Below are 13,392 nucleotides of genomic sequence, written 5' to 3' on the forward strand. Positions count from 1 at the left end.
TTGAGATTAAAAATAACGCTGGTTAATTATTCGCTTGTAGTTCGTAGCGCTGATCAGTATAATCCGCGGCTTGGGTGTCGGCTGAATCAGAGATTGGCGGCACAAATTAAAACATCTTGTATTAGGAATGAGTTATGTCTCTGAATGCAGAAACTAAAGCAGCAATCGTTGCAGATTACGCACAATGTGAAAATGATACTGGTTCTCCTGAAGTTCAGGTTGCACTTTTAACAGCGCAAATCAACCACCTTCAAGGTCACTTTGCTAACCACAAGCACGACCACCACAGCCGTCGCGGTCTACTACGTATGGTTTCTCGTCGTCGTAAGCTTCTAGATTACCTTAAAGGTAAAAACCTAGATCGTTACCAAGACTTGATCAAGCGTCTAGGCCTACGTCGCTAAGATTGCTTTAAGAAAGGAGCCCTAGGCTCCTTTCTTTTTATCTGCTCTTTTTATTACTAATACCGCTATTATTGATTCGCCTTCCTGTCATCTTTTCTAATTTCGTCTACTATCTGTACCGGAGTTAAGCTCAAGTTTGTTGTATGAATGCTTACGCAGAGATATGATAGGTAGTGAGTAAATAACTGCACATTTCCACTATTTATGACTTTGCGAGTCGTTTTCGTCGACCTTCAGGTCGCGGCTAATAAAAGTTTTCGTCATATGAGAACTTTGATTAGTCGCGATACGTGAAATCATAATAAAGTGGACATCAATTACATGACGCTTATGTTTGTGTTGGTTATAATTGACCAGCAAATAGAAAGCGGAATATATTTAAGGAAATTCACGTGAATCCTATCGTAAAGACTTTCCAGTACGGTAACCACACGGTTACTCTTGAGACTGGTGTTATAGCACGTCAAGCGACTGCTGCAGTAATGGTTAGCATGGACGACACATCAGTGTTCGTTTCTGTTGTTGGTAAAAAAACAGCAGTAGAAGGTCAAGACTTCTTCCCACTAACAGTGAACTACCAAGAGCGTACTTACGCTGCAGGTAAAATCCCTGGTGGTTTCTTCAAGCGTGAAGGCCGTCCTTCTGAGGGTGAAACACTGACTGCACGTCTAATCGACCGTCCAATCCGTCCGTTATTCCCAGACGATTTCAAAAACGAAGTACAAGTTATTGCAACAGTGGTTTCTGTAAACCCTGCTGTTAACCCTGATATGGTTACAATGATTGGTACTTCTGCAGCACTTGCTATTTCTGGTATTCCATTTAATGGTCCTATCGGTGCGGCACGTGTAGGTTACATTAACGATCAATTCGTTCTTAACCCAAGCAATGAAGAGCTAGAAACAAGCCGTCTAGATCTTGTTGTTGCTGGTACTAAAGATGCAGTATTGATGGTTGAGTCTGAAGCTGACCGTCTATCTGAAGAGCAAATGCTACAAGCTGTTGTATTTGGTCACGACCAACAACAAGTTGTTATCAATGCAATCAATGAGTTTGCAGCTGAAGTTGCGACTCCTGCTTGGGATTGGACTGCACCTGCAGAGAACACAGCACTTAAAGCTAAGATCGCAGAACTTGCAGAAGCTAAGCTTGTTGAAGCTTACCAAATCACAGAGAAAATGGCGCGTTACGACCGTATTCATGAGATTGCAGCTGAAGTAAATGACGCGATTGTTGCTGAAGATGCTGATGCAAATGCGAAAGAAATCCACACGATCTTCCACGATCTAGAGAAGACAGTTGTACGTGGCCGTATCATTGCTGGTCACCCACGTATCGATGGTCGTGAAAAAGACATGGTTCGTGCGCTAGACGTACGTACTGGTGTACTTCCACGTACTCACGGTTCTTCACTATTTACACGTGGTGAGACTCAAGCACTTGTTACTGCAACATTGGGTACACAACGTGATGCTCAAATCATTGATAGCATCATGGGTGAGAAGAAAGATCACTTCCTTCTTCACTACAACTTCCCTCCATACTGTGTAGGTGAAACTGGTTTTGTTGGTTCACCTAAGCGTCGTGAAATTGGTCACGGTAAGTTGGCGAAGCGTGGTATTCAAGCAGTAATGCCATCTGTTGACGAATTCCCATACACAGTACGTGTTGTATCAGAAATCACTGAATCTAACGGTTCATCTTCAATGGCTTCTGTATGTGGTACGTCGCTAGCACTTATGGATGCTGGTGTGCCAATTAAAGCATCTGTTGCGGGTATCGCAATGGGTCTAGTTAAAGAAGGCAATGATTTCGTTGTTCTTTCTGACATCCTTGGTGACGAAGATCACCTAGGTGACATGGACTTTAAAGTAGCAGGTACTGATGACGGTATCACTGCACTTCAGATGGATATCAAGATTGAAGGTATCACTAAAGAGATCATGGAAATTGCACTTAACCAAGCTAAAGGCGCGCGTAAGCACATCCTTAGCGTAATGGATAATGCAATTAACTCTCCTCGTGAAGAGATCTCTCAGTTTGCTCCTCGCATTCACATGATGAAGATCAACCCAGAGAAGATCAAAGATGTTATCGGTAAAGGTGGTGCAGTTATCCGTGCACTAACTGAAGAAACTGGTACAACAATCGAAATCGAAGACGATGGTACAGTGAAGATCGCTGCGACTGAAGGTACTGCTGCACAAGAAGCAATCCGTCGCATCGAAGAAATCACTGCAGACGTTGAAGTTGGCCGTGTTTACACTGGTAAAGTAATGCGTATCGTTGACTTCGGTGCGTTTGTATCAGTTATCGGTGCAAAAGAAGGTCTAGTTCACATTTCTCAAATCTCACAAGATCGTGTAGAGAAAGTGTCTGATTACCTACAGATGGGTCAAGAAGTTCAAGTTAAAGTACTTGAAATCGACCGTCAAGGCCGTATTCGTCTAAGCATGAAAGAAGCAGTAGAAGCGCCAGCCGCAGCTCCTGCACAAGACGAGCAGCCACAAGGCTAAGCGTTTTGCTAATATCATGATATAAAGGGGCTTAATAGCCCCTTTTTTTTGATCTAAATATTATCATAGACGCTGGATCGTCATTGATGTCACAGGGAGAACTGAGTTGATAATACGCCATCTTCAATATGTTGTAATTGCATCTGCATTAATGCTAAGCGGATGTTCGGTAATGCCTACAACATGGAGCCATCCGCCAATGGCGATTCCTTATCAACCTAGTTTGCCGCAGCAGATTCAGTTGGCACGGATTGAGCAAATATTACAGCAGCCTAATATTCCTCAAACAACATTAGCAACCATTTATTATGATCGTGGTTTATTGCATGACAGTTTAGGTCTACGCGATTTAGCGCGGTTAGATTTTAATAAGTCGTTAAAGTTAAACCCAAATCAACCGGACTTATTTAATGTTGCCGGGGTAATATTTACTCAAATGGGAATGTTTGATTCAGCTTATGAGTCATTTGATTCAACGCTAGATTTAGCCCCAGATCATCCTTATGCACATCGTAATCGCGGTATCGCATTGTATTACGGTGAGCGTTATGAGCTCGCGAACGATGATTTATTGCCTCATTATCAGCAAGATATTAATGATCCTTACCGTGTGATCTGGCTGTATATTAATGATTTAAAATTAGTGCCACAGCAAGCTCAGACATTACTTCAACAGCGTTATGCCGCGAGTGATAAACAAGATTGGGGTTGGCAGATTGTGCGAATGTATCTTGGTGAGGTCAGTGAAGATCAGTTTTTAACTGATATTGCAGAACAGAGTAAAGATAACGAGCAATTATCATTGCGATTGACAGAAGGGTATTTTTATCTAGCTCAACGGTACCAACAGCAGCAAGATTATCCAACTGCGATCATGCTTTATAAATTGGCATTATCAGGCAATGTGTATGAATTTATTGAACATCGATTATCGTTACTTGAATTAAATCGTATTTTTACCGCAGAGCAAAATGCAATGTCTGTAGAGTCATCTCCTTTAGCTGCATAGCGCTGATGATGTTCTATAAAAATAGCCGCTTATCATAGCGGCTATTTTTTATTCTAAACGAACCTCGAACCTCGAACCTCGAACCTCGAACCTCTAGCGAATATCTAATCCGGCTAGATTATGCCAGTAACCATTGCATTGATGGCCATCAGCAAGTGAGTGACGAATATCACCTTGTTCATTGGCTCGGAAATCATCAATCAGTGTCAGGGTATCAAGTCCCATTGGGCTTAATCGGACCACGTCGACCATATCTTTCATGCCTTTCAAATCATTGATCAGGTTATAACAGTAACCAGATTGGGTTTGAATGCCATTAAGGGTGAAAACTTTTTGATCTTCTTGACTGTTAACTGTGATCCCTTGTGGGTACTTAATACAGCAAGTTTCGCAATCATCTTTGGCTTTATTTTCAGCCCGAGCTGTAAAGCAGCGCGCAGAGTAAGCTAATGGAAGGTAGCCATAACTAAAGACTTCGGTTTCAAATTTATCGCGGATCCCAAGTGTTTCACATTCGGTTAAGGTGTTACTTAACCAATCTCGAGACAATTCAACTGGCATACACCAACGAGTCATCCCTTGTTTAGCAAACAACTTCAACGTCTGCGCGTTATAGCAGTTTACCGCAGGCCCTACTACAAATGGCACTTTGCTTTGTGAGGCAAGTTGAATCGCAGATACATCGTTAGCTTCAACAATAAAATCGCCATTATCGATATATTTTTTCATGATGTTGACTTCGCTAGGCGCTTCTAGCAACGCCATGGTTGACAGCACAACTTGCTTACCATTTGTTGCGAGCTCTTTAGCGATATCAATCCATTGGGCTGGTTTTAATGCTCGACGTTTAGAGCACACCGTTTCCCCTAAATAAATCACATCAACATTGCTGTGCTTGGCTTGTTGATAAAATGTTTCAACATCATGCTGAGGCCAAAAGTACAGCAATGGTCCAAGTGAATATTTCATTAATGATCCTTTATTGCCATTTACGGTGGTATGCACCTAACGTTGTTTGTTTACCTTCAGACAAATTACCTAGGCATGCATTCCACGCAGGGTTAACACTGTAGCCTTCAGGATTTGCTAAATAGTGGTCAATCGCTGCGCGCCAAGTACGAGTAACTTGCTCAACATAGGCTGGACTACGTTGGCGGCCTTCAATCTTAACCGAAGCAATATTGGCTTTAAAAAGTTCAGGTAGAATCTCTAATGTATTAAGACTAGTAGGCTCTTCTAGTGCATGGAAACGCTTGTTATTACCATCGATATTAATATCAAATCGACCCTTACATAAGGTTGGATAACCCGCATTTTCACCCGCAGCATAGCGATCAATCAGCACTTCATTTAAGCGTGATTCTAGCCCTTGTGGCGTTTCTTGCCAGCGAACATACTTAGCAGGTGAACAAGCACCAACAGTATTGGGTGATTCACCTGTCATGTAAGAAGATAAATAACAGCGACCTTCAGACATAATGCACAAGCTACCAAAAGCAAAAACTTCTAATTGCATATCGGTATTACGTGCTAACTGCTTTACTTGATGAATGGATAATACGCGCGGTAATACCACTCGCTTGATATTGAAGTTTTGTTGATAAAACTCAATCGCAGCAGTGTTGGTTGCTGATGCTTGAACTGATAAGTGCAATTCTAAATCAGGGTAGGTGGTAGCGGCATATTCAAGTACACCGATATCAGCCACAATCAGTGCATCCACGCCCATTGCTGCAGCATTATCGACTGCTTTGGTCCAACGACTAAAACCATCGGGATGGGCAAAAGTGTTCAAAGCAACATGCAATTTACGATCATGATCTTTTACATACTGCACTGCTTTTTCAAGTTTGCGATCAGTGAAGTTTAAACCCGCAAAGTGGCGAGCGTTAGTATCGTCTTTAAAACCGATATAAACTGCATCTGCGCCATTATCAATAGCTGTTTTTAACGCTGGTAAATTACCAGCTGGGCAAAGAAGCTCCATGTTATTTTATTATCCAATCTTTGCATAAAAGCGATGTCATTATAGTAAAAGTGTTTATTGTTATAGATCTTGATGCTAGGCAGGTTTTGTTGATATTAAACAATAAAATTGTTACTAAATGATCGCATTTTTAGACTAATATCAACCGTTGAGATAAATTTTTTCCTTTAATAACAACTGCTCAAGTTCTTGTTTAGGCATCGGGCGGTGAAAATGAAATCCTTGAATATAGTCACAATTAAGGTTTGACAGTAGTGTTGCTTGTTGACGAGTCTCAATTCCTTCTGCAACCACACTCATGCTAAGTGATTTGCCTAAATTGATAATATTTTCAATTAAGGTAATTTGTTTGGGAATAGTATCAATGTCTTTAATAAATGCGCGATCAATTTTAAGTTCATCAAGGGGGAAACGAGCTAAATAAGACAGTGAAGAATAGCCGGTACCAAAGTCATCAATGGATAACGCAAACCCTTGTTGTTTTATGGCATTTAGCATTTGAATGGTATGCTCACCGTCACTCATTACCGTACTTTCAGTCAGTTCAAAGGTAAAGTCAGCCGCATTAATACCAGTTAGCTGGCGCAGTTGATCAACAAAACTGATTAACTTAGGGTTTTCAAATTGCTGGGATGATAAGTTAATCGCGACACGACCTTTTAAAAGCTGTTGTTTTTTCCATTGGTTAACGGTGGTAAAGACTTCGCGCATTACCACTCGACCTAATTGTTCAATAAGACCTGAACGCTCAGCTACAGGAATAAACTGTGCTGGACTGATGTAGCCTTCAACAGGATGCTTCCAGCGAACTAATGCTTCCGCGCCATCAATTTCAAAGTTTTTAGCATTGACCTTAGGTTGATACCACACTTCGAGGCCGTTATTTTGTAGCGCTTTTTGAAGTTCGATTTCAAGCCATAACCGCATGCGAGCTTCTTTACTCATGGCGTCGCTAAACACCACCAAGCGATTTCGGCCACGGTTTTTGGCTTCATACATTGCTGTATCAGCATTTTGTAACATCATGCGTGCATCATGACCATTACCTGGTGACTTAACCATGCCAATAGAGCAAGCAAGGTGTTTACTAAAATAGCGTAAATCAAAAGGTTGGTTAACTAAGGCAATAATCTGCTCTGCAATCACTTCACCGCTATTTTCATGTTCTGGATAAGTAACCAGTACTGCAAATTCATCGCCGCTTAAATGACCAATTAAGGCATTTTTAGGTAATAGCTGTTGCAGGCGTTGAGCAATTTCTTGCAACACTTTATCGCCAATATGGTGTCCTAATGAATCATTGATATTTTTGAAGTTATCAATGTCTATATACAGCATAAACAGTGGTGTATTGGCTTTCATTAACAGATCTAATTGGCGACTAAAACCATAGCGGTTATAAAGCCCTGTTAATGGATCAAGTTGCATTAGTTGCTCTATTTTATGCTGCTGGTCATCGGTGCGGGTGGCTGCGGTGAGTTTTATTAATAGTGCCGCTTCACCCATCATAGTTATGGGAGTTGTGGCCAATAGTAGTGGTGAATTATCCTCACCATGCACGGCATAATAATGTTGATTATCGTTATGGGTGATGTGCTCTAGCTGTGTACTGTGGCAAGGCTGCTTCTTGTTATCAAGCAAGACATTACTCAATGCTTGTCCCAATAACGCATTTTTAGATGTTATTGCTAATAATTCAATGGCTCGCTGGTTAGCATTCATGATGATATTTTTTTCAACCACACAGAGGCCATCTGTCATTAAGTTTTGCAGTTGGTTGAGTTGGTGTTCCGACTCTTGTAAGGAATTAATCAGAATGTGCCGTTCTGAGGTATCAACTGAATGTAAAATAATGTGCTTAATATTACCGTCATTACTGACTAATGGTGCCAAGCTAATATGCAAGCTAGTGTGATGAGAAGTATCATTAATTATAATTTCAGCCTCAATCACCTCACCTTTAAAAGCACGGTCATAATAGGGCTTTAAGCATTGGTAGTAATAACTGCCTAGAGTGTCGGTATCGTTACTCCCGAGCAATTCATGTTGTGGTTTACCACTGATATCACAGTAACGATCATTAACATGACAGTAATTATGCTGAACATCAAGAATAGCAAATAGGAAAGGACTATTATTTGTTAGTAATGGAAACCAATAGTCAAGTTGCTCTAGGTGCATGAATGTCTGATCCTTGACGCTATATTGAGATATTAATGATAAGGTGAAGTTTAGCCATCAGCAGTGTAAATGTTAGTTAGCGTAAATATAATGTTTATTAACAAAATAATGCTCAGTTTTAGCGATGCAGTTGCTTTTTTTTGACTCAAGGCATAAAACAAATGGTCAAGATTGCCATACAATTCATTTTTAGCGTTCGATTTTAAACAGGAATACACATAGTGATTGCTCAACTTAGAAAAAAATTGGTTCAACATGGCCCGGCATTATTACGCGTCCCTGCAAAACTGACCCCGTTCGCTATTCAAAAGAAAATGATGCTAGATGGCTTAGCAATGGTTTTTAAAGAAGCATTAGAAGACGGTGATTTTGAGTTTCTTGAAGATCGCTGGTTAAAAGTGGAAGTCCGTGATTTAGAATTACAGTGGTTTATTAGCTATCAAGACGAGAAATTAGTCGTTGCAGAGCAATGTGAGCATCATGATGTGAGCTTTAGTGGTGAGTGTAATGACTTAGTATTAATTGCAGCACGTAAAGAAGATCCTGATACACTGTTCTTTCAACGTCGTCTTCGCATTGAAGGTGATACCGAGCTCGGATTAGAAGTAAAGAATTTGATGGACAGTATTGATCTTGATTCTTTACCAGTTCCAGTGAAATTTGTGTTACAGCAATCAGCTGATTTTATTCATCAGGGAATGCAGGCCAACGTGACTGACAACGAGGTAGTACATGCTCATTAGATCTGAAGCACCTGCTGATATTTTATTGATAGATAAGTTATTAAAAACTGTTTTTGAGACTGATGCTGAAGCTAATTTAGTGATGCGCCTACGTGAAAATGGTTGCCGCACGTTATCATTGGTCGCTTGTACTGATGAAGGTGAAGTGATTGGACATGCTTTTTTTAGTCCGGTCACTGTGGCTGGACAAGAAACCAATTGGCAAGGTCTTGCGCCGCTAGCAGTGCGTGAAGATCACCGTCATCAAGGGGTTGGTTTAGCATTATTAGCAGAAGCACAAGCGACATTAGCAGATTTTGATTATCCAGCTGTAGTGGTATTAGGTGATCCTAGTTATTATCACCGTGCAGGTTATCAAGCAGCATTACAATATGACTTAACATGTTGCTGGCCAGCAACCGAAGAGGCTTTTATGGTGTTAGAAATTGCACCTGGCAGCGTGCAACAACATCAAGGTTTGGTTGAGTATTGTGAAGAGTTTAATACTCTAGCGTAATAAAAATTGACTCAAAGCGATTAAAAAAAGCTGCAATCAGAGATTAAGCTCAGATTGCGGCTTTTTTGGTTTTTGTTCATAAGCTATTAATAAATAAGTGTAATTGTTTTAATATTGGGAAGTAAGAACTCTTTATTTGTCATTTGGGTTCATATTGAGTGGTGGTATTTTATTGCTAATAAATAATTCTAAGGAATAGCAGCAATGATCCCACGTAGTATTACCTCACCTAAAAAATTTATTATCGGTCAAAACCTGTTACCGCAGTTGGATGGATTTATTAAAGATTTTGGTAATAATGCCTTATTGATTTGCGATGAATTTATTCTTAATAAAGTAAAAACCGAGGCTTTACCTGTATTACAACAAGCGGGTATTACTGCTCATGCAGAACAATTTCAATATGAATGTACTGATACTGAAATTGGTCGTATCCATGAGATAGTTAAACGCCTTGGTGCTAATGTGGTGGTGGGTATAGGTGGTGGTAAAACCATGGATGTCGCTAAAGCAGTGGCACATTTTGCTCACATTCCGGTTATTATTTTTCCAACTATTGCTTCTACAGATGCACCTTGTACTGCGTTATCAGTAGTATACAAAGATGATGGTGAGTTTGACCGTTACTTATTCCTACCGCAAAACCCAGATGCTGTTATTGCCGATACCGGGATTATTGCCGCCGCGCCAACCAAGTTCTTTGCTGCGGGTATTGGTGATGCGCTAGCGACTTTTTTTGAAGCACGAGCATGTTGTTATGCTGACGGTTTAAACCTTGTTCAAAAACGAGTATCACGTACCGGTCTTGGTATGGCACTAATGTGCTATGAATTAATTGTTGAAAACGTAGAAATGGCAATGGATGCAGCACGTCGTCATGTGGTGACTCCAGCATTAGAAGAAATGGTTGAAGCAACAATTTACCTAAGTGGTATCGGTGCTGAGTCAGGCGGTTTAGCGGCTGCACACGCAGTGAGTAACGGTATGTCTTCATTACCACAACTACACCATATTCAACATGGTGAGAAAGTAGCATTTGGTTTGTTAACTCAATTAGTATTAGAAAAAGCAGATACTGAAGAAATTGAAAACGTCATTTACGTGATGAAAACAGCAGGCTTACCATTAACGTTAGCTGATTTTGGTATTGAAGCAATGGTGGAATCTGAATGGCGTCAAGTAGCAGAGATTGCGTGTGCTGAAGGTGACACTATGTGCAATATGGCGGTTAAAGTAAATGCTGATCGCGTTTACCAAGCGATGGTTGCAGCTGATGCATTAGCCCAGCGCTACCATGACTAAGTTTTCAGTTTAATGACTGATGAGTAAATACAGTGCCGGCATCATGTCGGCATTGTTGTTTTTAAGTCATTAGGAACAGAAGATGATAGTTTATGAGTACAAAGCAGTGCGGATTTGCTAGGATCAGTCTCCATTTATATTCCATAGCAGGTAGGATATGAAGCAACGCGATATTCAGGTGTTACAGGAAATGGGGATCACTTATTGGCAAGTGCGAAAGCCTGAGCTTTTTCCTAATCAAGTGCTGCCTGTGATCAATCTACCCGCTGAGTGTAAGCTGCTTTTTATTGCGGCAGAGGAATTGGATGAGCATGATGCTTGGTTATTTGGGCGGATTTTATCAAGTATGAAATTAACCCCACAGCAAGCATTATCCTTGCCGCTATCGGCACTTGATCAAATCGCAGAGCATCATTTAACTTGGTGTTGGTTTGCGGGTTGCCAAGGGGCGCACCCTACAGGTTGTCAGGTACTGAATTCGGCCTCATTAAAACTTATGCATAATGATCCCTCGTCAAAGAAGGCATTATGGCAACAGATTTGTAGTTATGACGCATAAAATTATTCCATTAGAACCACACCATACTGATGATGTTTGGCGCATCGAGCAAGCTGCTAACACCTTTCCGTGGGCAGAATCGATGATCCGTAAAGAGCCTAACCGCATTGCCGCGAACTATGTATTAGTGGTTGACGAGCAAGTGGTAGGTTATTGCTTTGGACAATTGGTTGCAGGGGAAGGTACGTTATTAAATATTGCCATTGATCCTGCTCAGCAACGTAAAGGCTACGGTAAATTATTACTTAATGGCTTTATTGATGCATTAGAAGCCAAGCAAGCGGAAGAAATTTGGTTAGAAGTACGCGAAAGTAATCTCGGTGCATACAAGCTTTATGAAGCAACTGGATTTAATGAAACTAATCGCCGCGTTGGCTATTATCCAGCCGTTGATGGTCGTGAAGATGCATTGATTATGGCATATATGTTTATGCCTTTTAGCTGATTTAGTGCTAAGTAGACCAATAAAAAGGCCGTATTCATCTGAATACGGCCTTTTTGGTATTAGTAACCTGTTAGGAGATTAGTGCTCACGAGTGGCACGGAAATCACCTTCAGGGAAACGCTCTTTGGCAAGGTTAAGATTAACCATGGTTGGCGCGATGTAAGATAAGTTATCACCGCCATCTAGTGCAAGATGAGATTGGTTCTTACGCTTGAATTCTTCAAGTTTCTTAGCATCATCACATTCAACCCAGCGCGCAGTAGCAACGTTAACGCCTTCATAAATCGCTTCAACGTTATATTCAGCTTTAAGACGGGCAACAACCACATCAAACTGAAGTACACCTACCGCACCCACGATCAGATCGTTGTTTTGTAGTGGACGGAATACTTGTACAGCACCTTCTTCTGAAAGTTGCACTAAGCCTTTTAGTAACTGCTTTTGCTTGAGTGGATCTTTTAGACGAATGCGACGGAATAATTCAGGCGCAAAGTTTGGAATACCGGCAAACTTAAGGTTCTCACCTTGAGTGAAGGTATCACCAATCTGAATGGTACCGTGGTTGTGTAAACCAATAATATCACCAGCATAAGCAACTTCTGCGCGTGAACGGTCACCCGCCATAAAAGTTACCGCATCAGAAATACTGACGCTTTTGCCGGTACGAACATGGTTCATCTTCATACCTTGATTATAAGTACCAGACACAATACGCATAAATGCAATACGGTCACGGTGCTTAGGATCCATGTTAGCTTGGATCTTAAATACAAAGCCTGAGAATTTATCTTCTGTAGCTTCAACTTCACGCGTATTTGCTTGGCGAGGTAATGGCGCTGGCGCCCACTCAGTTAAACCATCAAGCATATGGTCAACACCAAAGTTACCCAGTGCAGTACCAAAGAATACTGGTGTTAGTTCACCGGCTAAAAATAGCTCAAGATCAAACTCATTAGATGCGCCGATCACAAGCTCTAGTTCTTCACGTAAATTGGCTGCTAAATCGTTACCGATTGCAACATCAAGCTCGGGATTATCTAAGCCTTTAATGATGCGTTGTTCTTGAATAGTGTGGCCTTGACCTGTGCTATACAGAATCGTTTCATCACGGTGAATATGGTAAACACCTTTGAACTCTTTACCACAACCAATTGGCCATGAAATTGGAGCACATGCCATACCTAGTTCAACTTCAACTTCATCAAGCAGTTCCATTGGATCACGTGTTTCACGGTCCAATTTGTTCATGAAGGTAACGATAGGTGTGTCACGTAGACGAGTAACTTCCATTAGCTTACGGGTACGATCTTCGACACCTTTAGCGGCATCAATAACCATAAGACATGAGTCAACTGCCGTTAGGGTACGGTAAGTATCTTCTGAGAAGTCTTCGTGTCCAGGAGTATCAAGCAAGTTAACTAAACAAGCATTGTAAGGAAACTGCATCACAGATGTAGTTACCGAGATACCACGTTCTTTTTCCATCTCCATCCAGTCAGATTTTGCATGCTGGTTAGAGCCACGACCTTTTACGGTACCCGCTTTTTGGATCGCGTTTCCGAACAACAATACTTTTTCAGTAATGGTGGTTTTACCCGCATCGGGGTGGGAGATAATAGCGAAAGTACGACGTTTCGATACTTCGCCTTGAAACAGTGTTTGCGACATTAGCATGTTCTTTTTGAATGGAGTGCGTTATTCGCTATTGTCGCTGATTTTACCTTTAGACTCAATCTAGCCACAGGAGAAT

At 41.1% G+C, this 13,392-nt stretch carries 12 protein-coding genes; 8 read left to right on the top strand and 4 right to left on the bottom strand.

Annotation, left to right across the window (positions count from 1 at the left end; translation table 11 throughout):
- The first annotated feature begins 134 nt into the window (after positions 1-134).
- The 3 genes from rpsO to nlpI all read left to right on the top strand — a co-directional run bounded on the left by rpsO (position 135) and on the right by nlpI (position 3,929).
- A complete protein-coding gene (rpsO, locus tag PAND9192_RS15490) occupies positions 135-404 on the top strand; it encodes a 30S ribosomal protein S15 (RefSeq protein ID WP_006646210.1) in 270 nt (89 codons plus the stop codon).
- A gap of 392 nt (positions 405-796) precedes the next feature.
- Positions 797-2,920 (top strand): polyribonucleotide nucleotidyltransferase, encoded by a 2,124-nt coding sequence (gene pnp, locus PAND9192_RS15495; protein WP_060997671.1) that lies wholly within the window; start codon positions 797-799, stop codon positions 2,918-2,920.
- A 106-nt stretch (positions 2,921-3,026) separates the two neighbouring features.
- Positions 3,027-3,929: a lipoprotein NlpI gene (gene nlpI, locus PAND9192_RS15500; RefSeq protein WP_200817831.1), complete on the top strand. Its 903-nt coding sequence runs from the start codon at positions 3,027-3,029 to the stop codon at positions 3,927-3,929.
- Positions 3,930-4,022: 93 nt separating this feature from the next.
- On the opposite strand, the gene PAND9192_RS15505 is transcribed toward nlpI, so the two are convergent.
- The 3 genes from PAND9192_RS15505 to PAND9192_RS15515 form a co-directional block, all read right to left on the bottom strand.
- Positions 4,023-4,898 carry a U32 family peptidase gene (locus tag PAND9192_RS15505; RefSeq protein WP_087854502.1) on the bottom strand — a complete coding sequence of 292 codons (876 nt, stop codon included), beginning with the start codon at positions 4,896-4,898 and terminating at the stop codon, positions 4,023-4,025.
- Positions 4,899-4,908: 10 nt separating this feature from the next.
- On the bottom strand, positions 4,909-5,916 hold the full coding sequence (ubiU, locus tag PAND9192_RS15510) for a ubiquinone anaerobic biosynthesis protein UbiU (protein WP_087854503.1): 1,008 nt from the start codon (positions 5,914-5,916) through the stop codon (positions 4,909-4,911).
- A 141-nt stretch (positions 5,917-6,057) separates the two neighbouring features.
- Entirely contained in the window at positions 6,058-8,097 is a 2,040-nt protein-coding gene (locus PAND9192_RS15515; protein WP_087854504.1) for a sensor domain-containing protein, read from the bottom strand.
- Between the two features lie 221 nt (positions 8,098-8,318).
- Here PAND9192_RS15515 and ubiT point away from each other — a divergent pair, with 221 nt between their 5' ends.
- The 5 genes from ubiT to rimI all read left to right on the top strand — a co-directional run bounded on the left by ubiT (position 8,319) and on the right by rimI (position 11,642).
- Positions 8,319-8,840, top strand: a complete 522-nt coding sequence (gene ubiT, locus PAND9192_RS15520) for a ubiquinone anaerobic biosynthesis accessory factor UbiT (RefSeq protein WP_087854505.1) — start codon at positions 8,319-8,321, stop codon at positions 8,838-8,840.
- Positions 8,830-9,336 (top strand): GNAT family N-acetyltransferase, encoded by a 507-nt coding sequence (locus PAND9192_RS15525; protein ID WP_087854506.1) that lies wholly within the window; start codon positions 8,830-8,832, stop codon positions 9,334-9,336. The genes ubiT and PAND9192_RS15525 overlap by 11 nt, the downstream gene beginning before the upstream one ends.
- Positions 9,337-9,540: 204 nt before the next feature.
- On the top strand, positions 9,541-10,638 hold the full coding sequence (locus tag PAND9192_RS15530) for a glycerol dehydrogenase (protein ID WP_087854507.1): 1,098 nt from the start codon (positions 9,541-9,543) through the stop codon (positions 10,636-10,638).
- A gap of 157 nt (positions 10,639-10,795) precedes the next feature.
- Positions 10,796-11,197, top strand: coding sequence for a DNA polymerase III subunit psi (locus PAND9192_RS15535; protein WP_087854508.1), 402 nt, complete (start codon positions 10,796-10,798; stop codon positions 11,195-11,197).
- Positions 11,187-11,642, top strand: a complete 456-nt coding sequence (gene rimI, locus PAND9192_RS15540; RefSeq protein WP_060997679.1) for a ribosomal protein S18-alanine N-acetyltransferase — start codon at positions 11,187-11,189, stop codon at positions 11,640-11,642. The genes PAND9192_RS15535 and rimI overlap by 11 nt, the downstream gene beginning before the upstream one ends.
- A gap of 78 nt (positions 11,643-11,720) precedes the next feature.
- Here rimI and prfC read toward each other — a convergent pair whose 3' ends face one another.
- The gene (prfC, locus tag PAND9192_RS15545) at positions 11,721-13,310 is read right to left on the bottom strand and encodes a peptide chain release factor 3 (RefSeq protein ID WP_087854509.1); all 1,590 of its coding nucleotides are present in this window, start codon (positions 13,308-13,310) and stop codon (positions 11,721-11,723) included.
- Positions 13,311-13,392 lie beyond the last annotated feature (82 nt).

This window comes from Photobacterium andalusiense, assembly GCF_900185625.1.
Lineage (GTDB): Bacteria > Pseudomonadota > Gammaproteobacteria > Enterobacterales > Vibrionaceae > Photobacterium > Photobacterium aquimaris.